The 24393-nt window shown below is 37.3% G+C and carries 18 protein-coding genes; 17 read left to right on the forward strand and 1 reads right to left on the reverse strand.

Translation table 11 applies throughout. The features are described 5' to 3' along the window. Nucleotides 1-80 precede the first annotated feature (80 nt). The 4 genes from HZI73_RS07785 to HZI73_RS07800 all read left to right on the forward strand — a co-directional run bounded on the left by HZI73_RS07785 (nt 81) and on the right by HZI73_RS07800 (nt 4728). Entirely contained in the window at nt 81-956 is an 876-nt protein-coding gene (locus HZI73_RS07785) for an AraC family transcriptional regulator (RefSeq protein ID WP_212697684.1), read from the forward strand. A gap of 187 nt (nt 957-1143) precedes the next feature. Continuing rightward, nucleotides 1144-2787 (forward strand): extracellular solute-binding protein, encoded by a 1644-nt coding sequence (locus tag HZI73_RS07790; RefSeq protein WP_212697685.1) that lies wholly within the window; start codon nt 1144-1146, stop codon nt 2785-2787. Nucleotides 2788-2871: 84 nt separating this feature from the next. Beyond that, a complete protein-coding gene (locus HZI73_RS07795) occupies nt 2872-3822 on the forward strand; it encodes an ABC transporter permease (RefSeq protein ID WP_330619705.1) in 951 nt (316 codons plus the stop codon). Nucleotides 3823-3837: 15 nt separating this feature from the next. Beyond that, nucleotides 3838-4728, forward strand: a complete 891-nt coding sequence (locus tag HZI73_RS07800) for a carbohydrate ABC transporter permease (protein ID WP_246552398.1) — start codon at nt 3838-3840, stop codon at nt 4726-4728. Nucleotides 4729-4778: 50 nt separating this feature from the next. Here the strand turns inward: HZI73_RS07800 and HZI73_RS07805 are convergent, their stop codons facing one another. Further along, the gene (locus HZI73_RS07805; protein ID WP_212697686.1) at nt 4779-7043 is read right to left on the reverse strand and encodes a helix-turn-helix domain-containing protein; all 2265 of its coding nucleotides are present in this window, start codon (nt 7041-7043) and stop codon (nt 4779-4781) included. 209 nt (nt 7044-7252) lie between these two features. Between HZI73_RS07805 and HZI73_RS07810 the strand changes: the two genes are divergently transcribed. From HZI73_RS07810 to HZI73_RS07870, 13 genes are all read left to right on the forward strand, one after another. After that, nucleotides 7253-9052 (forward strand): hypothetical protein, encoded by a 1800-nt coding sequence (locus HZI73_RS07810; protein WP_212697687.1) that lies wholly within the window; start codon nt 7253-7255, stop codon nt 9050-9052. Between the two features lies 1 nt (nt 9053). Continuing rightward, nucleotides 9054-9395 carry a cupin domain-containing protein gene (locus tag HZI73_RS07815; RefSeq protein WP_212697688.1) on the forward strand — a complete coding sequence of 114 codons (342 nt, stop codon included), beginning with the start codon at nt 9054-9056 and terminating at the stop codon, nt 9393-9395. Nucleotides 9396-9831: 436 nt separating this feature from the next. Continuing rightward, nucleotides 9832-11256, forward strand: coding sequence for a hypothetical protein (locus tag HZI73_RS07820; protein ID WP_212697689.1), 1425 nt, complete (start codon nt 9832-9834; stop codon nt 11254-11256). 133 nt (nt 11257-11389) lie between these two features. Continuing rightward, nucleotides 11390-13126 carry a cache domain-containing sensor histidine kinase gene (locus tag HZI73_RS07825; RefSeq protein ID WP_212697690.1) on the forward strand — a complete coding sequence of 579 codons (1737 nt, stop codon included), beginning with the start codon at nt 11390-11392 and terminating at the stop codon, nt 13124-13126. A 5-nt stretch (nt 13127-13131) separates the two neighbouring features. Beyond that, complete coding sequence (locus tag HZI73_RS07830) at nt 13132-14709, forward strand: response regulator transcription factor (RefSeq protein WP_212697691.1); 1578 nt, start codon at nt 13132-13134, stop codon at nt 14707-14709. A 210-nt stretch (nt 14710-14919) separates the two neighbouring features. Then, nucleotides 14920-15819, forward strand: a complete 900-nt coding sequence (locus HZI73_RS07835) for a carbohydrate ABC transporter permease (protein WP_212697692.1) — start codon at nt 14920-14922, stop codon at nt 15817-15819. A 12-nt stretch (nt 15820-15831) separates the two neighbouring features. Beyond that, a complete protein-coding gene (locus HZI73_RS07840; RefSeq protein WP_212697693.1) occupies nt 15832-16662 on the forward strand; it encodes a carbohydrate ABC transporter permease in 831 nt (276 codons plus the stop codon). 136 nt (nt 16663-16798) lie between these two features. Beyond that, complete coding sequence (locus HZI73_RS07845) at nt 16799-18184, forward strand: ABC transporter substrate-binding protein (protein WP_212697694.1); 1386 nt, start codon at nt 16799-16801, stop codon at nt 18182-18184. 94 nt (nt 18185-18278) lie between these two features. Next, complete coding sequence (locus HZI73_RS07850) at nt 18279-19811, forward strand: sulfatase family protein (RefSeq protein ID WP_212697695.1); 1533 nt, start codon at nt 18279-18281, stop codon at nt 19809-19811. Between the two features lie 74 nt (nt 19812-19885). Further along, nucleotides 19886-20560 carry a FadR/GntR family transcriptional regulator gene (locus tag HZI73_RS07855; RefSeq protein ID WP_212697696.1) on the forward strand — a complete coding sequence of 225 codons (675 nt, stop codon included), beginning with the start codon at nt 19886-19888 and terminating at the stop codon, nt 20558-20560. A 357-nt stretch (nt 20561-20917) separates the two neighbouring features. Next, the gene (locus tag HZI73_RS07860; protein WP_212697697.1) at nt 20918-22441 is read left to right on the forward strand and encodes a sulfatase family protein; all 1524 of its coding nucleotides are present in this window, start codon (nt 20918-20920) and stop codon (nt 22439-22441) included. A 92-nt stretch (nt 22442-22533) separates the two neighbouring features. After that, nucleotides 22534-23487 (forward strand): ABC transporter permease, encoded by a 954-nt coding sequence (locus HZI73_RS07865; RefSeq protein ID WP_212697698.1) that lies wholly within the window; start codon nt 22534-22536, stop codon nt 23485-23487. 18 nt (nt 23488-23505) lie between these two features. Then, entirely contained in the window at nt 23506-24390 is an 885-nt protein-coding gene (locus tag HZI73_RS07870) for a carbohydrate ABC transporter permease (protein WP_212697699.1), read from the forward strand. Nucleotides 24391-24393: the final 3 nt, after the last annotated feature.

The following is a 24393-nucleotide window of genomic DNA, read 5'->3' on the forward strand; positions in this document are numbered from 1 at the left end:
TAATCCCTATTATTTAGTTATAACCGTCTAAGCATGGGTGATCCATAAGATTACATGCATAGAAAATGGGGGATGGTAACATGAATAAGAAGCAAAAAAAATATAGGTTAGATGCTAATATTAATCTACCTCTTGTCCGATCCTTTGGCTATAATCATTTTGAAGAAGGTAATTATCTGGGATGGCATGACCATGAAGGGTATGAGTTAACCTTTGTGACAAAAGGCAGTGTTATTTGGGAGTTGGAAGATGGCAGCACCCATCATGTTTTGAGTAATCAAGTGTCACTGATGGCGCCCCATGTATCCCATAGAGGTTTAGAAAATGTCACATTGCCTTGCGATATGTTTTGGATGGTGTTTCAACCTTTGGCTGAGAAGAGCCATGTGAACACACCTTTTTCCCAAGCCAGTCTTGCTGCGATGAATCAGATATTTTCTGAGAGAGGTAACGGCGTATCAGATATTACACCCTATATGTCAGCCACGTTACATGCATTACATGATGAATGTGCATTATACCATGCCAGTCAGGATAAAACACTCATTCTGCCATCCTTACATAGCATGATTTGTCAAATTATTTTACAATCGGCTAGATGCTTTAGTACCGTTAAATCAAGGGATCTATCCGATGATTATATGAAATCCCATGACTATATTAAACAACATTACATGGAGGATATTCGGGTTGAAGACATAGCTAATATACTTGGGAAAAAACAGACATATGTGTATCATTTGTTTAAAATAAATACAGGGCAGACACCCAGTGAATATATTCAGAGGTATCGTATTAAACAAGCCATTAAACATTTAAAAGAAACCAAGGCATCCATGACTTACATCGCATTTGAGGTTGGATTTTCCAGTAGTCAATATTTTACAAAAGTATTTAAACGTTATATGGGTGTTTCACCCAGTGTGTTTAGAAAACAAGTACAAGAAAAACATTAGATAAGGGTAGCTATAGGTTATCAGGCAGATGCATAACAATCCATAACATCCATGAACAATGGTGTATAGTCTACGATTTTGTTCATCAAAGCAGAGAACTGTTCATATACAGTTCTTTTTTAATTTAGTATACTGACTAAGTAGTCCGGAACTGCAAAAACATTGATAGATGATGGAGGCAATCACATTGAAAAAGATAGTCCTATTAATATTGGTTTTCTCATTAATGACGCATATATTGACAGCATGTGGTAATCAAGGTCAATCAGGTGAAGGAAGTGGTAAACAAACTGTTTCACAAGATGCAGACCACATGAAAAAGGATAAGTCTACAGACGATAAAGCTTTTTCTTATCCCATGAAAGATGTTGATTTAACTTGGTGGTTAGAATTAACGCCATCTGTTGCACAGAATTTTTCTAACTTAGGGGATACAGCTTTTGCGAAGAATCTACAACAACTTACAGGGGCAGACATTGAATTTATTCACCCAACCATAGGCCAAACCAAAGAGCAGTTTAATCTATTGGTTGTTTCAGGGAATTATCCAGATATTATGGAATACAACATTGTTAAAAATTATATTGGAGGTCCTGCAAAAGCCCTTGAAGACGGGGTGATCATGGATATTACAGACTACATTCCTAAATACGCACCTCATCTTTACAAATTTTATCAAGAGAATCCTGAATATGATAAGTTATCCAAAACAGATGATGGTCGCTATTATTCTTTTCCTTTTGTGCGTACCGATGACTATTTGAAAGTCTATTTTGGACCTGTGGTGAACCATGTATGGCTAGAAAAATTGGGCTTAGACTACCCAGAAACAATGGATGATTGGTATCACATGTTAACACTTTTTAAGGAAAAAATGGGCGCAACGGCACCCCTTACATTTGAGCCTGCCTTATTAAACACGTCTACGGGTAGTCCATTTATCGGCGCATTTGGTATTGCAGAAGATTTTTATATGGATGAAAACGGTGACATACAATACGGTTCCATTCAACCAGGCTATAAAAAATTCTTAGCAACTTTTGCAAAATGGTATGAAGAAGGCTTACTGGATTCGGATTTTGCCAGTGTGGATCGAAATCAAGTAGCAGCCAAGTTAACCACTGGGGAGTCAGGTGCTTCTATGGGCTATACTGGAAGCCGCCTAGGGGTATGGCTTAAATCAACAGAAGATAACCCGGATATTGATTTCATTGGTGTTAAATACCCCGTCGAACATAGAGGGGACATACCAAAATTCACTCAGCGATCATTCCCGTTAACGGGTCAAGGGGCTTATATTTCCACCACTTGTACAGATGTGGAAGCAGCTATGCGTGTCCTTGATTATGCCTATAGTGAAGAGGGAAAAATGTTTCATAATTTTGGTATAGAAGGCGAGTCCTATGATATGATTGATGGTTACCCAACTTACAAAGAATTCATTATGAAAAATACGGAAAAGCCTGTAGCGGAAGTATTGGGTCAGTATGTGAGAGCCACCTATAGTGGTCCTTTTCCTCAAATGCGAGAGTATAACGAGCAATATGGTAACAGTTACGAACAGCAGGTCATCAGTAAAGAGAACTGGACAATTTCCGAAACGGAAAAGTATACGTTACCGAATATAACGCCAACCCCAGAAGAAAGTGCAGAGATTGCATCCATTCTCAGTGAAGTGAATACCTATAGAGATGAAATGCAGACACTGTATATTCTTGGTCTGGAAGAGTTATCCACTTATGATACCTATGTGCAGAATATTAGAGATATGGGCATTGATAGAGTGATTGAATTATATACCAAGGCATTAGAACGTTTTAATAACAGATAAGTCGATAGATCGTTAGCTATGTAGGGGTCAAGTGACGATGAGGTATCCTTGACGTCTACATAGGTTTTGAAAGGGTGTAATAATGTGCGATCAGTAAAGAGGTCAATAACTGGGAAAGGAATCGTATTGTTTCTACAAGGCGTTAGAAAAGATTTTAAAATGAACCGTACTTTATATTTGATGATTCTACCCGTTATACTATATTTTATTCTATTCAAGTATATGCCTATGTATGGGGCTTCCATTGCATTTAAAAATTATGTGCCTGTTAAAGGCATATCCGGTAGTGCATGGACAGGTTTTACACATTTTACAAGATTCTTTAACAGTGTTTATTTTATCAGGCTCTTTAAGAATACGTTAATCATTAGTCTTCAAACCATACTATGGGGATTTCCTGCCCCTATTATTTTTGCTCTACTTCTCAATGAAATTAGAACCAAGTGGTTTAAAAGCAGCATTCAATTAATGACCTATCTTCCTCATTTTTTATCCATGGTGGTGATTGTCGGTATGATTAAGGAGTTTACATCAACCAACGGCTTAATTAACGATATCATTGTTTTTTTTGGGGGAGAAGCTAATGCTCTTTTACAAAAACCAGATGTATTCAGAACCATCTATGTATCGTCGGAGGTATGGCAGACCATTGGCTGGAATTCCATTATCTATTTAGCAGCCTTATCTGGAATAGATGAACAGTTATATGAAGCCGCCCGTATTGATGGTGCCAATCGATGGAAGCAAACAATACATATTACTTTACCGAGTATTCGTTCAACCATCATTATCTTACTCATTCTAAGAATGGGTAGAATACTGACCATTGGTTTTGAAAAAATCATTTTAATGTATAACCCAGCAACCTATCGTGTTGCAGATGTTATATCAACGTATGTTTACAGAACAGGTTTATTAGAAATGAATTTTAGTTACAGCACAGCTATTGGGCTATTTAATGCAGTCATTAATTTTAGCTTTATACTTGTTGCAAACCGTCTAAGCAGGCGTTATAGTGAAACAAGTTTGTGGTAGGAGGTTAAAGCATATATGGAAAATAATATGAAGATATCAAAAAGCTATCGTCTATTTCAAGTGTTTAATGGGATGATCCTTATGGCTTTATGCTTCGTCACAATATACCCCATTATCTATGTGATTGCAGCTTCTTTTAGTGATGGTGCAGCATTGGTCTCCCATACAGGCTTTCTATTTAAACCCGTTGGAAAAGCAAATGTGGATGCTTTTAAGGCAGTCCTTAACAATCCCAATATATTTATTGGTTACAGGAATACCCTGATGGTACTGACTCTGGGTACAACGTTTATGGTCATGATGACGTCGTTGGGAGCATATGTGTTATCCAGAAGAAACGTCAAGTGGAAGAATATCATCATGATGTTGATTGTGTTCACCATGTTTTTTGAAGGAGGATTGGTACCGTTTTTCCTACAAGTACAGGCCCTTCATCTGACAGATACATTGTTTTCACTGGTTTTACCCTTTTCAGTCAATGCATATAATCTCATTATTATGCGAACGTCTTTTGCAGCTATACCCTATTCGTTAGAGGAATCGGCAAAAGTTGATGGTGCAAGGCATTGGACAATCTTGTTTAAGATTATTTTACCACTAAGTAAACCCGTCATAGCTGTTATGGTACTCTATTATGGTGTTGCCATCTGGAATGGTTGGTTTTGGGCATCTGTTTTCTTAACCGATAGAAACCTGTATCCTTTACAATTGGTTCTAAGAGAGATATTAATTGCCAATGATACGTCGTCCATGACCGCTAATCAAGATGTTATCGACACGGTGAACATTGCAGAAACCATTAAATACGCAACCATTGTTGTTTCCACAGTACCCATACTCCTTGTATACCCTTTCTTACAGCGCTATTTTGTTAAAGGCGTTATGATTGGTGCTGTAAAAGGCTAAGACCATGATGAGAAGAGGGTTACTTTTAGTGATTCAGTATGGGCATATCATCACTTCTTAGCATATAAAGAGCGGTATTGACCAGGTGTAATATTCGTTTTTTTCTTGAAAAACCGAATGAAGGCATTGGGATAGGTATAGCCAACGGATGCTGCAACATCATTAATGGTCATGTGGGTGGTGGACAGTTTTTCCTTAGCTCGATCAAGCCGAATGTTACTGATAGCATCATTTAAATTAGTCCCCACATCTTTCTTGTATATTCTGGATAGATGGGCAGTGGATAGATGAAAAACATCACTCAAATGGGCAACGTTTAAGTCGGGATTCATATAGTGACGAAGTATGTAAGCGGTAATCTCGTGAGATAGCTTGTTGTCATCTTTCTGCTTAAGTTTTTCTGCATGATGATGGCAAGCATTCATGATGCTTGTCTCAAGTATACCTTGCATCTCATCTAAGGTATTAGCGTGCATCATCTTGGTGATAGGGGGCATGGTTGTTTCTGTACTAGTAGAAGACTTCATGATGATACTAAAGAGATCAAACATCATACATTGCAGGGTATCGTATTGTAATTGTTTCCTAGAATTAATCCCAATGATCTTCTTCACAAGCCGTGTAGCATCCATGGTATGACCCAGCCGTATGGTATTTAGGAGACGGGTTTCCATGTCAAAATCAAGGTCATATCTTGATGTAAAGGATTGCATCTCATCGTATCGCATGGCTTGGTGTAAGCTAATCATACGGCTGTAGTTAACGGCTTCAACACCTTCCTTGTAGATAGTGGGAAGCCCATTAAGATGGTGGTATTCATTGCTGATACCGATATTTAATCCAATATGCAACTGGGTTTTTATTAAGTCAATACCTGTGTACAATTCATGCTCAATCAGGTCAAGACACGAACCCTGTGTGGTGTAATTGAGGAGACAGACGATATGTTTTGTGAGCTCTAACATATAACAGGTGTACTTGGGTTTTAAGATTTCACTAAATACATTCATAATGATAAATGCATTCAATTGCTGATCCGTTACAGGTAGCTTGTCATCATGGAAATCAAAAACAATACAGCAAAACACGTTACCTGTAAAAGATACGTCATATTCTTTTAGTTTGTCATGAATGGTCATGGTATCAAAGTAGTGCCCTCTAAGGAGCTTGATTAAAAAGTTATTGAGCAAGGTATTGGATTGTGAGGCGATGATGGTTTCCATTTTTTTGGTTCTATTCTTGGCAAAGTCAAAAACAGAGGCAATGTATTCAAATTCATTTCTTGTATGCGTAATGGAGGGGTTTTCAATGGTACGCATTAATTGTTTAACAGGTTTATAAGAATTATGGGAAAAATAATAAGCCAGTAAAGTCATAAATAATGCTAAAAAAAGGATGGTAAGCAAAGTGATGGCTTTCAGAGAGTTAATGTTTTCTTGATGTACAGCCAGTGGAATCACCCAGTAATAATGCCAGTGGTCTTCTGTGGAATCATCCAAATAGACAGCATAATCCTGAAGGTGATGGGTTTGAATGGTATAAGCCCCATGATCATTGATGTTTTCTGTGAGTATAGTAGGGTTAACAGCTTCGTTAGAAGAAAAGACCAATTGGTTATTTTCATCGGTGATAATAAGGGCACCCTGAGAAGTAAATGGTTTCGCATGCTCTAGAATCTCATAAATCATGAATTCATTAAAGATGACAAGTAAGGTTGCTCGAGCAGTTAGAGATGATTTGGGAAATGTTTGTATGTAAAAAAGGACATCCGTGGTTGGATATTTCTTATCGTGGATAATATCTGGATGCAGATGGCTCAGTCGCATGATCTTTCCATCATCATAATCTTGGGTCATCAATCTTTTAAATTGAACGCTGTTCATTTGGTATTTTTCTTGTGTAAAGATGTCCAAGTACTTATCCCGATAATAACTATCCCCAAAAATCAACAGTTGGGGTTTATGGGCATAGATAAGAATGGATTCAATAAGATTATTGGATAGATTATGCATTTTAAGGTTCTCTTGTATTTGCAATAACGTATATTGGTCCTCAGGGCTGGCTATATCTGACATTTTTAAAAGCGAAAATGTTTTTGGATGCAGGTAGAGTGTTTTGGTAGCATGTTTAATAGCTGATGTTTGGCTATCCATCATTTTAATGACTTGGTGCAAATAATTTTTATTGAAGTAGTCGGTATTTTTTTTGATGGATGACATGTAAACATTGTAGATAATAAATATAAAAGTAAGTGATATGGTAATAAGAACAAGGTATGTAATAAACCATTTTTTAAGTAAATGATGATTGTTCAAAAAAAACAGCTCCTTCATGAGAGAACAAGGTAATCTTTATTTATAAGCTATATTAGCATACATGTTGTTAAGCTGTCTATTAACATAATCCGATATGCATTCACCGTAAATGATATCCATGAGATGGTGTATACCTATTTAAATGGTGTATGTCCACATGGATACTTAGCGTGTATAATAAGAATAACCATAGGAGAAAGGAATGGGCCATGAATTTAGAAATGAAAGCAATGATTGACAGTAAAATCATACCTCATATAGAGAGGCTGATGACAGACATTCTTCAACATAAAGATGACTTAACAATGGCTGGTATAAAAGTCTTTAAAAGTGGTGACGTATTTGTACCTGGTAAGATTATCAATGGTGCATCGTTTGTCTTGGTTATGATGGATGAAGGTGAAAAAAAAGAAGCATACTTGCATGCCGTACGAAAACTGATCCATTTCACGGCACATAAAGACATGAAAACTTGGGGTCACTTCAATTATCTAAAAGGGTTGTATCGGCTGAAGGAACATGACTTACTTCATCAGGTGTTAGAGGCTGATGCGCTTGATCCATTAAAGGAAAAACTGGACTGGAGAGAATTTGTAAAGCAATCAGATTATAGCCTGGTTAATTATCCTACCAACTATTATGGTGTAGCTTACGGCATTGCAAAGTATCGGGAGTTGCTGGGATGGGATTTTACAAATCATAGTGACATACTGTTGGATAAGTTCATTCATCATGTAACAACCTATTCAGGAGAACACTTATATATGGATGAAACACCTGGAGAAGGGCGCTATGATAGATACTCCATCCTTATTCCTGGCGAAATATGTGGGTTGTTGTATGCTACGGGGGTAAAGATACCAGAAGTACTATTGAACATGTTACGCCAGTCCCTTAACATTTGCTTAAGTCTGGTCCATGAAAAAGGACATGGCATTGGGTATGGGCGAAGCATAGGTCCTTATGGGGATACAGCAATTTTAGAAGTATTATCCATTGGGGCAGTACTCGGTCTCTTGAATGAAACAGAAAAAGAGATTGCTTACGGTTATCATGTGAGGATTATCCATAAATTCGTTGACTTTTGGATGGATGATGCCATGCAATCCATTAATATGTGGGAAAAAGGACGTGGGACAGATGGTTATCGCCATAAAGGAAGAATACTAGGAGAAAACATGAGTCTATGCTGTCAAGTACTGCATACCTATCATGACTGGGTATCTATTGGCTATGGTAACAGAACAGTCTCAAAGAACTGGAAAAAAATGATTGATGGTTTAACACCTTATAACTATTATGCATTTACTGAAGATCAGTTTGATAGGGGACTGCTGGTTGTTCGAGATAAGTCTCATGTTTTTCAGTTACCCCTTATTAATGGTGGAGGAGGAACTGCTGGTGATGTACGAGGCAACAGTTATTATTACGCAACCCCTTATTTACCCATACCCAACGAGGCGTTAGTCCTTGAGTCACCTGCTGATACATTTTATGCTCAGTTAATGCCAAGATACACCTTTGAAGATGGCAGCGAGCTCATGTCGCTGGCTTATATGAAAGACATAACAACTTATCAAGCTGATGATTATTTTGAGTTGACTTACATATTAGAGAATCTATGCCAAGTGGGTGATAGATACCCTATCATGGATCAGCGAGGTGCTTGTAGGATAAAATATGTGTTCAAGTCAGGGTATATTAAAAGAGAAGAATGGGTGACATGGCAAGAAAGTTCATGGATAGAAATCGTCATGGAATTTTTATGTTTTTCAAACAACCCTACATTAGATGAGCATGGTTTTATCCTGTTTGAGGATGGCCCTATTCAGAAGTTTAAAGTGAGCGGTTTGGATTATACAGGCTCAGAGGTTTTAGGCCTTGAAGAAGTCTATCATACCTCCCATAAAGCCCTAGAAACGAAGCTTCAGTTTAGAAAGCAAGTTAAAAATTTTGACAGACCAATGAAAATTCAGTGGGAAATGTTTTATGATAATAGGAGGTCATAGAATGGATAGCATTAAGCATTATTTTATGAAAGAGGACAGTTCTATGGAAGATTTAGGGAGTGGTATAAGTCGTAACATTCTTTCTTATTCCGATAACCTGATGCTTGTTGAAGTGTATTTTGAAAAGGGTGCAGTAGGTTCCCTTCATAGCCATCCCCATGAACAATGTACCTATATTTTAGAGGGTGTATTCGAATTCAATATAGGAGGAAAGAAGCAAATACTTAAGGTTGGGGATAGCACTTATAAGCAACCCAATGTTGAACATGGTGCCGTTTGCCTTGAGACAGGGAGACTGCTGGATGTTTTTACACCAGCTAGACAGACGTTTTTAGAAACATAGTACGCCATATTTTATGGGATTTGATGCATACATCAAATCCTATTTTTTATTGTAAAAACATAAAAAAAGGCGATTTCTTTATGCCTATCAGATGAATTTAAAAATTGAAAGTACGTTTTAAAAAATGTTCATTTACTTTCCCGAGTACAAGCATTACCATTGGAGTATAAAACATATGAATTTTCGGTCTATTTTAAGGCCCTTTAGAATAGAGAGACAATCTGAATAGATTGGATGTGTAATCCATGTATAGCTCAATATGAATGATAAATTGTCATTCATGGGATGTCTATGAATGTCAATAGTCATCTGTATATATTTGTGTTGAGAAAATACCAACAAAGGAGGAAGCGTATGATTAAACCAATGATGAAAAATTGAGTTTAAGACATGAGGTATTCTTGAAGAATCAATTAAAAAACGAGGAGATGGAAAAATGAAAAAAAGGTTATCATTTTTAAGCTTTAGTTTAGTCGTTTTGATGTTATGTACCATTTGTAAAACGCCGGTAATGGCTGCTAATCCTGCAACATATGACGGTATTGGTAACGTCTCATATGGTGGTAAAAGATATTTCACAAATAGGATTAACACCAGTAATAAAAAAATTGTAACGCCAAGTGATAGTATAAGTTCCATTCAACAGAAGCTGAATACAGGGGGAATTATTCAATTTTCTAGTGGAACTTATCATTTAGGTACGTTAAAGATTAATAAATCCAATACAAGGATTGAGGTCCATGAAGATGCTGTATTTAACATGAATAGCAATATCTTGTTTGATATACGTCCTAAGACCGTGGATGATCCAAGGATACAGAACATAGAGATTTCTTCCATTGGCCCTGGCCGTTTTACCATCAAGACCAACGGCAATAAAGGTGGGGATAAACGTCCCATTCGTTTGACCAATGTTAAGAATTTTGCCATTGCTAAAATTAATATCCAAGGGAACTATGAAGGTCAGCCATTTGTGGTGTTAGTGCCTTATCAAGATGGTAGTCCTGGCACAATTTTGGTCAATAATGTGAAGACCTATAACCCAATTTTTGGGAAAGTACCTACTTATGGTGTGGTACAAGATGTGGCAGCTACAGGTATTCATGGTGGCTATGCTACTGTTCAATTGTTTGCAGGAAATAACGTACTATTACGTAATATTGATGGCGAGAATGGTGCAACAGTGCGCCTTGAGCCTGGCAGTGGAAAAGACACAGATAATTCAAGTTTGGCAGGACCAACCCTTGGAGCCATCCATCATGTTGCACTGGTTAATATCAAAAATAAAGAAGGCTTTTGTGCTGTGTATATGAAACCTCATGCCAAAATATGTCACGATATTACCTTAGTGAATATATCCGCTATCAACAGTGGTTTTGCCATCCATGCAGACGTGTCTGAGTTTACAAGGGATGATAGTGTAACGGTCAATTATCAAGGGGACACCTATACGGTTCATCGAAAGCGTGGACGTTTTGAAAATGTTAAGGTAAAAGGAAACATTAAGTTAGAGCAAAGAGGTAATGAAAAAATAGCCTGGTTTGCCTATAGTGACCTTTTATATATTGATTATAGTAAACGTGATGGTGGAGGAAGTTATGCAGATTATGAGAAATCCCTTGAAGGGTCTAAGCGTTTATCCACACCTGTCGTACCCATACTTATGATTTCCCATGAGTACCGTACCGATACCACATTCAATGTGGATCGAGGGTGTTATACATTAGACTATTCTAATGCTAACATTCAATCAATAGGGTTTACCCACTCCTTGGCAACAGATGGTGGTGTGTTGTATCGAGAAGATGCAAGAACAAGGAACAACAGACCATTAACTGACGAACAAATCAAGGATTATTAAGTCATAAAAAGAATGGACCTCTTTTTGTCTTAGTTGTACAAAAAGAGGTTCATTATCGTAAAAAAGATAGCTTTATCATAAAAAAATGTATTTGTAAAAAGTAAAATACAGATTATAATGAATAAGAGTACCTATGTTAAAAAGACGAGAGGGTAAGCTTATGAAGCTTCGGAACAAGTATTTTTTAATATTTTTTTCTGTATTTCTTGTGATTTCTTTAGCCATGAGTTTCATTGCTTATTTTTTATCAAATCATATTCTAATGCATAAATATGAAGAGATGAGTGATGAAAATCTTAGCTACATTATGGAAATTACAGAAAAGGAATTGAATCAATTAACCAATACCTTTGGGTTTCTTGCGAATAATACCCTGGTTCTTGAGCGTATTCAGACGGATTATGGTCATAGGAAAGCCTTTGAAAAAATAAGAGATGACAGGATTGTGACCCATACCATAAACGCTATGAGTACATTTGATGTTTTTGCATCTATTCAAGGTATCTATATCTATGGTTATAATGGGGAAGAATATTGGCATACCATAGGCAATGATTTTTTTGAAAATACAACGATACAAGAGGAATTATCAAAGGTGGAGATATCGTCTATAGGACTAACCTATCTTGGTATAGAAGAAAGTTATTATCATTTAGCTGATTCAGAACATGTCTTAAAGTTTGCTCGAAAACTGTACAATCATTTTGGTGCAGCTATCGGGTTAATTTACTTTGAATTAGATGCGGATTATTTTAGAAAATTATATAATAATGAACGCATTTACAGTGATAGAAAATTGTTTTTAACAGATCATGAAGGGCGTATGATTTATCATGAATCCAAGAACTTAGTAAGTCAGAAGTTAGACACTGAAGGTCATGCAGGTATTACCGTTGAAAAAGAGTTAGAGGATTATGGATGGAAGCTGATAAGTATGACACCAGCAGACCGTATCTATGATGAGAACAGTTTAATCATAAAGGTTACTTTGATCACAGCAGCCATAAGTATTATACTTGAAATGTTGATTCTTATGGTGATTACAGGACGGATTGTTCGACCCATTAATAAGTTAACCAAAGCCATGACACAAGTACGTCACGGTGACCTGCAGGTCCAGGTCGATCATAAAAGTGATGATGAAATTGGTTTGTTAACGAATAATTTTAATCGAATGACTAGGCAGTTGAAGGAAAATATGGATAAAGAAATTGCCTATAATAAAGCCATGAATGATGCGGAATATAAAGCGCTGCAAGCCCAAATCAATCCTCATTTTATGTACAATTCCTTGAATGCTTTAAAATGGCTTGCAGGTATTCAAAAAGCAGACAATATCATCAACATTGTGGATGCGCTTTGGATACTGCTTCGCAAGACAAGTAGTCTAAAAGGTCAATTTGTTCCGTTAAAAAGTGAGATCGAGATTATTGATGCCTATGGTATGATTCAACAAGTGCGGTACAAAGGTAAGTTTGAAATCATCTATGCTATCCAAGATGAGCATATGGAAAAGATTATACCCAAGTACATTCTCCAGCCTTTTGTAGAAAATGCCATCTTCTATGGTATTGAACCCAAAAAAGGTCCTGGAATCATTCAGGTTGTTACAGAAGTGGTGGGAGACGATCTTAAGATTATGGTCATGGATGATGGTGTTGGCATAGAGAAAGAGAAATTGCGCATGATTTTAACCGATTCATCTAAGCATCAACATGAAGCTGGTCTTAATCCTATTGGTATTAAGAATGTGGATGAACGGTTAAAGCTTCTATATGGTAACCATTATGGGGTTCATATAGACAGTACGTTAGGAGAAGGGACAACCATAACCATTCACATACCAATCAATACATCTCAGGAAGGGTGAGCGTCATGTATCGTGTTCTCATTGTAGATGATGAAATTATCAGCAGGCTTGGTGTAACCAATCTCCTTAACTGGGAAGCACATGGTTTTCAGTTGGTGGATAGCGTGGTTAATGGGTATGAAGCCATTGAAAGCATGCGACAACAACCCATTGATCTTGTGATTACGGACATTAAAATGCCCGTGATGACTGGTATTGAATTAATGAAGGCTGCCAAAGAAGAAGGGCACAAAAGTGCTTTTATTGTGTTGAGCTCTTTTGATGATTATGTATTTGTGAGAGAGGCTCTTAAAATGGGAGCATTGGATTATATATTGAAATTAGATCTAGATGCAGAGCATATGGCTGCTGTGCTTGAAAAGGCTAAAGAATATATTCGGTGGCAGTCTACAGAAAAAATGCCCACCCATGTAATGGATAAGCAAATGCTCCAAAGCGCAAGAAAAGATTATCTGAAAGAAATAATCTATGGTCAGATTCCATTTGATAAGACCTATGAAGAAAGACGAGAGCATCTTTCGCTTAAACTACCTTATAAAAATTATTGTGTCCTCATGTTCAAAGTGAAAGATTTGGATAAGACTTTGAATGAAGACGGGATTCGGCAAGTGATAGAAGAAATTCTCGAAGATTATGACTATGCCTATATATGTGAAACAGGATATGAAGAACTGAGTATTGTATACAACATGAATGCCTATAGTGAAAATGAACAATATCAGACCATACATCGGTTAACGGGCAGAATCAACTTTATTATGAAACAGTATTTTAATCAAAAAGTAACAATTTATGTGAGTCAAACCTTTGGCAGTGTAGAAGATGTCCCTCTGGCCTATCTGCAAGTCTGCCAAACCTATAGTCTAAAAAGTTTTGTTTCAGATGACATGCTTGTCTTTTATGATGAAGTCATGCGTAATCGGGATTATCGAGATTATAAAAGCTTTGAAAGCTATATTAACCGTTTTGAAAAAACCTTCCAAAAAGGCAGCGATGAAAGCGTTAATGCCATTATGGACGATTTATTTAGCTATGTAGAAAAATCCAAATACATTGAACTGGGGCAGGTTCGATTCTTTATGTCATCACTGGTATACATTACCAATAACTATTTGGACAAATTAGGGTATGCCAACAAACTGCTATGGAAAAGTGAAGAGGAAAAATATGCAATGCTTCAGGGCATACACCGTAAGGAAGATTTCATACACTTTCTCTTGGAGCTTCAAGAGAATCTAAATGCAATCACCAAGGATAACAGTGATAATTATATTATTCGACATGTGATAAAATATTTAAAAGAGCATTATCAAGAAGGCATTGTATTAAAAGATGTTGCGGATCAGTTTGGTGTGACCAATACTTACTTAAGCATGTTATTCAAAAAAGAAACAGGTGAAACCCTAAAAGAGTATTTAACGGGTTTAAAAATAGAGAAAGCGAAAAGACTGCTTAAGGAAACACATGAACAGGTGATTGAAATTTCCAAAGAGGTTGGTTATGATAATGAACATTATTTTAGCCGGATGTTTAAACAAAAAACAGGTATGACGCCTACAAGTTATAGAAATTCAGCAGAATAAGCCCTTATCTATAAAAAAAGCAACTTTATCATAAAAAAGTATATGGCCAAAATGCACATGTCATCATGTGCATTTTTTAATAGCCATATTCAATAAATAATGAAAGGTATTCATAAGTTTCTTTACTAAAAATGCCAGATGCCACATGTATAATAGAATCAATTCAATCAAACAAAGCAACACAATATCCGTTGAGGAAGGGAAATCCATATGCGTACTAGAAGGAAAAAACACATCAAACAGAATATCGTTGGTTATACCTTTATTTTACCGTCATTGATAGGGTTTATTCTATTTATGGCATACCCATTGTTTCATTCATTGTTTTTAAGTCTCATGAATTGGAACATGTTTAAGGGCTTAGAAGGTTCCACATTTATTGGTTTTGATAACTATAAAGCGGTTTTTGAAAATGAATATTTCCGTGCAGGGATAATGAATAACATTAAATTTGTTATCATGGCTGTGCCCCTCTTATTAATTGTATCCATGCTCTTAGCAACCTTATTGAATCGGAATATATGGGGCAGAGGTGCTCTTAGAACCATGTATTTTATGCCTTATGTAGCGACCATTACTGCAGCAGCAGTTGTTTTTTCAGCGTTATTTCATCCAGAGTTTGGACCCATTAATTCTTTTCTGAGGGCAATAGGTGTCGCAGACCCACCGTCGTGGACAGCAAGTGTTAAATGGGCACTGCCTACAGTAGCACTGTTCTGGATCTGGAAGAATTTAGGTTATTGTGTGGTCATCTTTTTAGCTGGGCTTCAAGGCATACCCAAAAGTTATTATGAGGCTGCATCTATCGATGGTGCCAGTAAGTTTAGCCAATTTATGCATATAACGTTACCCCTTGTATCCCCAACAACGTTTTTCTTAGCGGTTACAACGGTGATTGCATCCTTCCAGGTTTTTGCAGAGGTTAATGTGATGACCGAAGGTGGACCTGGAACAGCTACCGTGACCCTTGTTTATCATATTTATGAAACAGCATTTAAACGTTATCAAATGGGTTATGCATCCGCCGTATCATGGGTATTTTTTGCTCTCGTTGTTGTTGTGACAGCCATTCAGTGGATGGGTCAAAAAAAATGGGTAAAATATGTATAGGAAGGTGTTAACATGAATACAGTGAAAGCAAAAATCATGAGATGGTCATTAAGTATGGTATTGGGTGTTATTGGTATTGCCATGATACTACCTATTTTATGGATGGTGTCATCAGCCTTTAAATATGAAAGTGATGTCTTTAAGATTCCCATGCAGTGGATACCTGATTATGTGAACTTGAATAACTTTAAAACAGCCGTAACGGACTTTCCTTATTTTACATGGTATTTCAATACCTTTAAAACAACCATTATTGTTGTGCTGGTTACATTGTTGTTTAGTTCCATGTCTGGTTATGCCTTTGCTAAATTGAAGTTTAAAGGAAAAGATTTTATATTTTTCTTATTTATCGCTACATTAATGATACCGGTTCAAGTGAGGGTCATTCCCCAATTTATGATGTTTAAATCATGGGACATGATTAATAAACATTGGACCATCACCTTGCCTTGGATCTACAATGGGTTTTCTATCTTTTTAATGAGGCAGTTTTTTACATCCATTCCAAATGAACTCATTGAGGCTGCAAAAATAGACGGCAGTAACGATTATTGGACATTTTTTAAAGTGGTGTTGCCCTTAGCCAAACCCTCCTTAAGTGCGTTGGGTATTCTATCTTTTACATGGGGTTGGAATGCATATTTTGGTCCTTTAATCTATATCAGTGATACCACAAAGCAAGTGTTGGCTGTGGGTATAGCCAGTTTCAAAGCAGAGTATTCCAATAACTTTTCAGTACAGATGGCAGGTTCTACTTTGGCGCTAATACCGATTATTATCGTTTACCTCATCGCACAAAAGCAGTTTATAGAAGGTATTGCCTTATCCGGTGTTAAAGGATAAATAATGGTGGTAATTGACAAACATCCTATGGCATAAGACAATGAATAGAGAGAATATACATGATTTTCTAGAACGCGTTCTTAGATAATATAGATCACATCACATAAAAAAAGAACAAGAAAAGGAGAACATTAACATGAAAAAAATATGCAGTATTATATTGGTACTGACAATGGTATTGGGGATATTGACAGCATGTGGACAAGATGATAGTAAGAAAACAAATGATGGTACAAAAGATCAGGGGACGGCATCAAATAACGATGCAAACGCTAATAAAAAAACAGCAGAAAAAGAACGTGAAAAACTGATTATTTCATTAGATAAGATGCCAGAAGATGTGAAACTTGCTCGAGCAATCGAAGAAGTACAAGAAATGGAAAAATACAGCCATGTGGATTTTGAGATTCATGGAAAAGAAGCTGATTTTCTTACAACCATGCCCATTACTGTTGCAGGTGGTGAACAACGGGACTTGGTGGCAGTAGCACAACCTATTCTACAGCAGCAATGGGCAGATGCTGGAACCATTCAACCTCTAACGAAGATGATTGAATCACTGGGTCTTGATTTTGAAAAAGAATTTGGACCTTATGCGGCCAATGCAATGAATAATGGGGAGTATTATACCATACCTCACAACATTACAAAATGGGCGTTGTACTATAACAAAAAAATATTTGATGAAGCAGGCATACCTTACCCAGATCCAAAAGTGCCTATGACTTGGGATGACTATCGCGCATTAGCCAAGCAGTTAACCAGTGGGGAAGGTGCAGAGAAAAAATATGGTGCCCTTTACTTAACATGGCCCATGTTCTGGTATGGTGAAGCCATTATGACACTTGGTGGCGGACAACATTTTTACAACGAAGAAGGGTTATCCAATATTGAAGATCCAGCCTTTGCACATGCCTTGCAAAAAACATTTGATATGATGCATGTAGACAAGAGTATACCTACCCATGCGGATGTGGTAATTTCCAAAACAAAACCAACAGCTTTTATGAATGGACAATATGGTATGGCTGTGCAGGGCGGCTGGATTTTGAGCTGGGCAGCTGACAAGGAAAACTATCCAAGAGATTTTGAAATTGGTATTGCACCTATGCCTGTTGATGAAGGCACTACACCCAAAACATGGGGGATTGTTAATGGTTTTGCCATAGCCCAGACTTCGGCTAATCCTGAATTGGCACTGGAAGTAGGCATGGACTTATCACGGCTTTCTGCCCAATATGCCATGGCAGCACCTGAAGCCAACCAAACCGTTGAACAAAATCTCTTGTATACAGGTATGGGTGATAAGCTTGGGGCAGAAGGCATGACCACAGAAGTTCTATTGGATATATTCGCTAATCCAGAGACAGCATTTCTTACAGAAAAAGTCACAGGAGCCAATGCACCTACTTATGAAAAAGTCATTAATGAAGAAGTTGAGAAATTCTTAGTTGAAGAACAAGATCTCGATACCACCATTAACAATATCAAAGCACGTGGTGATAAAAAAATTCTTGATTAATGCATAAAAATAAAATATAAATCCACACATTAAATAGCCAGACTCTTAGAATGCGTCAACGTTCTAAGCGTCTGGTTTAAGTGGTAAGGAGGTTATGATGAAAAAGAATATCATTGTGTTACACACAGACCAACAGCGTTATGATAGTCTAGGATGTAATGGAAATCTTTATGGGAGAACAGACAACATTGATGCCTTGGCTGAAGAGGGCTGTCGCTTTACCAGACATATTTCAGCCAATACAGCTTGTATGCCATCAAGAGCAAGCTTAATGACGGGCTTATATGTACCAGGACATGGCGTATCTTCTAATGGCATACCTTTATGGCGAAGAGATAATGGATGTGAGGATCCAAATAATGCAATCAGCAGAAGACTTTTTGGCGTGGATGTCCGGGATCGGATACCCACCATGGCAGATATTTTCGGTGACCATGGTTATGACACCGCATTATTCGGTAAGATTCATTTACAGCCCCACTTGGCGGATAAATCCTATAACTTCTATGAGTCATGCAGTGTATGGGAGGATGAGGATATCATCCATAGAGATGATCCTTTTTATGGTTTTAAGACAAGAAAGTTAATTCTGGGTCATGGTGAAGCACCTTGTGGGTATAATCGAGGACACTATGGCAGATGGCTGCAAGAAAACCATCCAGAATATGCAGCTCTTGTGAATCCAGGAGAAGATGCCAATACAAAAGAAGGTTCCATTAGAAGCGATATCTATTTATCCAAAATACCTTCAAAAGTACATCATACCATGTGGTTAGCAGATGAAGCTTGTGATTATTTGGATAAGCATCAAGACAGTGAAAAACCGACCTTCATGTTTGTAGGTTTTCCAGACCCTCACCATCCATTTTCACCGCCAGAAGATATTGCCAAAGACTTTCTTGACCTTCCACTGCCAGACTTTGCTAAGCTTGAAGATATGGAAGGGGACAAACCCCAGGCAGTAATGGAAACCATACAACATTTTAACGCGGAGAAGGAAGATATACATTTAGCTTATCGCTATACAGCAGCGTCCATACACCTGATTGATAAAGCAGTGGGACAAATCACCCGTAAGTTAAAAGAGCTTCATATGTATGATGATACAATTATTGTGTACACATCGGACCATGGTGATTTCCTTGGCGACCTGGATATGATATGCAAATACGATACAGCTTTTCATAATCTGCTCCATTTGCCATTTATCATTAAGCCCGCTAAAGAGCATAAACCCTTACCATCAGTTGTAGAAACATCCATGAGTAATGCGGACGTGTTACCTACACTTTTGGCCATGAGTGGCATAGAAAAAGACAGTTACATACAAGGTATAGATATCTTTGATGAAGCTGCAGAAGGTAACATGCCCATGGCCACTTGCTACACAGCTCGAGAAGGCTATCGGAATATTTCCATTTATGATGACACGTATCGTTATACATACTATATCGAGACGAAAGAAGAAGAGCTCTATAACCATATAGCCGACCCGCAAGAACTTAAGAATTTAGCAACCAATCCATCTGATTCTATTAGAAAAATCTGTGATGATTTTAAGAACACCTTATTCAATAAACATATTGAATCGGATCTTGGCATATTTAACCATTATGCTTTGTGGTAATGATCTTATATGATAACTGATAAGTAGTTGACATCCTGGGATTATTTCGGTATGATTAATCCGAGGTGAATAGCATGTATAAAAAAGTTGATTTAGTACAGCAAGTTGTGGATAAGATTGAAGACTGGATAAGAAGTGGTGACTATAAGAACATGGATTTATTGCCAAGTGAAGGCGATATTAGCAAACAGTTTGAAGTGAGTCGAGCCACTGTCAGGGATGCTATTCGGATTTTGGAAGTTCGTGGCTATGTAGAACGTATACATGGTGTAGGCATTAAAGTAAACAATCGTAGTACGGAGGTTGCCATTCATTCACTATCAGAAATGATTGCAAGAAACGCTATTTCATATCATGAGTTATTGGATGTGAGAAGACTTATTGAACCAAGAGCGGCTTCTCTAGCAGCCAAGCATGCATCAGATGAAGATAAAGCCATTCTTCTAGCATGTGTGGAAGTAATGGAAGCTGAAAAAAGCAATACGAAGAAACATCAAGAAAGCGACTATACGTTTCATGAAACATTAGCCAAGGCCAGCGGTAATAGGCTTTTATACACCATTGTCAGTTCTTATAGTTCGCTGTTACTGAAGCAAATCCACGAAGCCGATGAGAAGGCCATATCCTTAGAAGCCAAACAACATTATCATCGAAAGATCTATGAAAGTATCAACAATAACGATTCAGAAGGTGCCATGAGGCACATGCTTATACATTTAGAGGACACAGAGAATAACTTAAAACGATAACCTTAGAAAAGCATTAGTGAAAGGACCTTTCACTGGTGCTTTTTTTTGTGCTTTTATATGTAAATATGTACGGTGGAGGTGGGATTGGAGCCATTTGAAAAAATGGTATCTTTCCTGAAAAAGTGTATATAGGCATGCCAAAAATTTTTTTGTACCATTAAATAAGAATGAGATTTAACTGTTGAAAAAATGAAAGGTTATAGAAAAAATGTATATTTACTTTATGGAACGGTGTTGGCTATGATAGAGTCAGTCGCTCATGTGCAAGACAAAAATGAATCACGTCTCATAGGAAAATTAAATGTATAATGCAACCTTAATAGCGCTATAAAGATTGTTCAGTAAAGGGGAATTAAGATGAAAAAAAACGTTATCATCTTACATACAGATCAACAACGATATGACAGCTTAGGCTGTAATGGAAACCAACATGCTAGAACAGAACATATTGATTCTCTAGCAGAAGATGGTTGTCGATTCACAAGGCATATTGCTGCCAATACAACGTGTATGCCCTCAAGGGCAAGTTTACTCACCGGTTTATACGTACCAGGTCATGGCGTTTGTTCTAATGGCATACCCTTGTGGCGAAGAACGAGAGAAGATGATCCTATCAGTGATAAACGGAGTATGAAGCTTTTTGGGGAAAAGGTACAAGATAAAATTCCAACCATGGCGGATAAATTGGGTGACTGGGGTTATCAGACAGCTCTCTTTGGCAAGATACATGTTCAACCCCATCTAGCACCTAAAGGGTATGGTTTTTATGAATCCTACAGCGGGTGGCATCAAGAGGATATTGTTGACGATGAAAACTCTTATTATGGGTTTCAAACGAAGAAGTTAATATTAGGCCATGGGGAGCAAACATGTCAGTATAGTTGTGGCCATTACGGAAGATGGCTCCATCAACAACATCCTGAAATGGCAGCGTACATCACTTCAGATACAGCGAAAACAGTTTTACCACATATACGTAAAGATATCTACCTATCGAAGCTCCCATCAGCATTACATAACACCATGTGGTTGGCAGATGAAGTATGTGCCTTTATGGATCAAGATAAAGCTGATGATAAACCCTTATTTATGTTTGTAGGATTTCCTGACCCTCATCATCCATTTACACCGCCAGAAGATATCAGCCAGGATTTTATGACCATGCCCCTGCCAGCCTTTGCTTCAAGGGAGCATATGAAGGGTGAAAAACCTTCTAAAGTGAGAAAAACAATGGAGGCAAGTCAAACATCTAAGGAAAACTGTGCTATGGCTTACAGGCATACCATGGCATCCATTTATCTTATTGATCAGGCCATTGGAAAGATTATCAACCACTTGAAAGAAAAGGGGCTGTACGAGGATACCATTATTGTCTTTACCTCAGACCATGGTGATTATTTAGGTGATTTTGATATGTTAATGAAAAACGATATCGCCTTTCATAATTTACTCCATTTGCCATTTATCGTAAAAGGCACAAAGGATATGAACCTACCGTCTATAAAACACACCCCTATGAGTAATGCGGATGTTATGCCCACGTTGCTGAGTATGCTGGGTATGGATACAGACAGCTATATCCAAGGTGTGGACATATTTGATCAAGCCAATGAAGATAACACACCCATGGTTACCTGTTTTGGTGTGACGACAGAGTATCGGAATATATCCCTTTATGATGATACTTATCGGTACACGTACTATCTGGAAACCAAAGAAGAAGAACTTTATGACCATACCACAGATATTCAAGAGCTTAATAATTTGGTCAACGACCCAGATGTGGATGTCACAGAGATATGTAAAACATTTCGAGGGAAACTCTTGGAGAAACATGTTGAAAGTGATCTGGGTATCTACCATCATTATGCACTGTGGTAAGCACTGTTTAGCAGTATGAAAAAGCGTATGATCAAGTTATAAACATATAAAATCCCATCAATGCTTGTTGATTTAAAGAAAGGAACATAGCCATGACATCAGAAACCCACGCGTTATCCCAGGGAAAAAAAGGGAAAACATGGAAGTCATTTAAAATTGTTTTAAGACGAGATTATCAATTATACTTGTTGGTTATACCATCCATTATCTATTTTTTAGTATTTCATTATGCCCCCATGTATGGTATACAGATTGCCTTCAAAGATTTTTCGCCAACATTAGGCATTACAGGAAGCCCATGGGCAGGACTGAAACATTTTGAACGGTTTTTTTCATCCCATCAATTTTGGCGGCTCATTAAAAACACATTAGGTGTGAGTTTATACCAGTTAATTGCCGGCTTTCCTATACCTATTATGTTAGCTTTGCTCATTAATCAAGTGAAGCAGAAACACTTTAAGAAGCTGGTGCAGACAGTGACGTATATCCCTCACTTTATTTCCATTGTTGTGTTGGTAGGTATGATTAACGTCTTCTTATCACCTACATCGGGGTTAGTCAACCATGTGCTGGAGTTGTTTGGCAGGGAACCTGTTTATTTTTTGGGAGAACCCAATTTTTTTAAAAGTATATTTGTATGGTCAGGTGTATGGCAAAGTGCCGGATGGGGTTCCATTATATACTTAGCTGCATTATCCGGTGTGAATCCAGAATTATATGAAGCAGCCAAGGTTGACGGTGCATCCAAATTCCAAACCATTAGAAATATCGATTTACCAAGTATTATGCCAACCATCATTGTTTTATTGATTATGAACTTAGGCCGTATTATGAATGTAGGTTTCCAAAAGGCATATTTGTTGCAAAACCCGTTGAATGCAGGAGCCTCAGAAGTCATACAAACCTATATGTATAAAATTGGTTTAATAGGGATGCAATTTGAGTATTCAACTGCCATTAGTCTTTTTAATACATTAATCAATGTCATTTTACTGGTAACAGCCAATCAATTATCCAAAAAATTCACAGAAAACAGTTTGTGGTAAATAAGGCAGGTGAAAGAAATGCGTAAAATAAAACAATCAAGAGAAGACAAAATTTTTGATATGATCAAAATTACTATCCTTGTGATAGCACTCATTCTTGTTCTGTATCCTCTGTATTTCATTGTGATAGCATCCGTTTCATCTTCGCAGGCTGTCAATACAGGGCAGGTTTGGTACCGACCTATCGGGTTTAACCTTGAAGGTTATCGAAGAATATTTGACCATGCAATGATATGGATGGGTTATAGAAACACCATATTGTATACCTTTCTCGGTACTTCCATTAATGTCCTATTAACCTTAACACTGGCGTATCCCTTATCGAGAAAAACATTCAGAGGCGGAAGGTTCATTATGATCTTTTTACTCATCACCATGTATTTTAATGGAGGACTAATACCAAGATATTTAGTTGTTCAAAAACTAGGGCTTTATGATGATTGGAAAATTATGGTGTTAATCAATGCAGTCAATGTATTCAATGTCATTATTGCAAGGACGTTTTTGAAAAGTTCCATACCCGATTCACTTTTTGAAGCAGCAACCATTGATGGTTGTTCCCATATTAATTTTCTATGGAAAATTGTCATGCCTTTATCCAAAGCGATTATAGCCGTTTTAATCCTTTACTATGGCATTGCTCACTGGAATGAATATTTTACTGCCTTGATTTATCTGAATGATGAAAAACTATATTCTTTACAATTGGTCTTACGATCTTTACTGATAGAGAGTCAGGCACAGGATATGTTGGAAAGTGCAGATGGGGCCCAACAACAAGATATTGGCGAACTGTTAAAATATGGTCTTATTATTGTGTCAAGTTTACCGGTTTTAATCTTATATCCACTATTACAAAAGTATTTTGTACAAGGGGTAATGATAGGATCTGTCAAAGGATAACTG

It is taken from the genome of Vallitalea pronyensis, from assembly GCF_018141445.1.
Lineage (GTDB): Bacteria > Bacillota > Clostridia > Lachnospirales > Vallitaleaceae > Vallitalea > Vallitalea pronyensis.

Bases quoted from the DNA above. Each gene is read 5' to 3' on its own strand.
- HZI73_RS07870 (WP_212697699.1), top strand. From the start codon at position 23,506: ATGCGTAAAATAAAACAATCAAGAGAAGACAAAATTTTTGATATGATC.
- HZI73_RS07855 (WP_212697696.1), top strand. From the start codon at position 19,886: ATGTATAAAAAAGTTGATTTAGTACAGCAAGTTGTGGATAAGATTGAA.
- HZI73_RS07860 (WP_212697697.1), top strand. From the start codon at position 20,918: ATGAAAAAAAACGTTATCATCTTACATACAGATCAACAACGATATGAC.
- HZI73_RS07815 (WP_212697688.1), top strand. From the start codon at position 9,054: ATGGATAGCATTAAGCATTATTTTATGAAAGAGGACAGTTCTATGGAA.
- HZI73_RS07845 (WP_212697694.1), top strand. From the start codon at position 16,799: ATGAAAAAAATATGCAGTATTATATTGGTACTGACAATGGTATTGGGG.
- HZI73_RS07785 (WP_212697684.1), top strand. From the start codon at position 81: ATGAATAAGAAGCAAAAAAAATATAGGTTAGATGCTAATATTAATCTA.
- HZI73_RS07830 (WP_212697691.1), top strand. From the start codon at position 13,132: ATGTATCGTGTTCTCATTGTAGATGATGAAATTATCAGCAGGCTTGGT.
- HZI73_RS07825 (WP_212697690.1), top strand. From the start codon at position 11,390: ATGTTAAAAAGACGAGAGGGTAAGCTTATGAAGCTTCGGAACAAGTAT.
- HZI73_RS07865 (WP_212697698.1), top strand. From the start codon at position 22,534: ATGACATCAGAAACCCACGCGTTATCCCAGGGAAAAAAAGGGAAAACA.
- HZI73_RS07820 (WP_212697689.1), top strand. From the start codon at position 9,832: ATGAAAAAAAGGTTATCATTTTTAAGCTTTAGTTTAGTCGTTTTGATG.
- HZI73_RS07835 (WP_212697692.1), top strand. From the start codon at position 14,920: ATGCGTACTAGAAGGAAAAAACACATCAAACAGAATATCGTTGGTTAT.
- HZI73_RS07800 (WP_246552398.1), top strand. From the start codon at position 3,838: ATGGAAAATAATATGAAGATATCAAAAAGCTATCGTCTATTTCAAGTG.
- HZI73_RS07810 (WP_212697687.1), top strand. From the start codon at position 7,253: ATGAATTTAGAAATGAAAGCAATGATTGACAGTAAAATCATACCTCAT.
- HZI73_RS07840 (WP_212697693.1), top strand. From the start codon at position 15,832: ATGAATACAGTGAAAGCAAAAATCATGAGATGGTCATTAAGTATGGTA.
- HZI73_RS07850 (WP_212697695.1), top strand. From the start codon at position 18,279: ATGATGAAAAAGAATATCATTGTGTTACACACAGACCAACAGCGTTAT.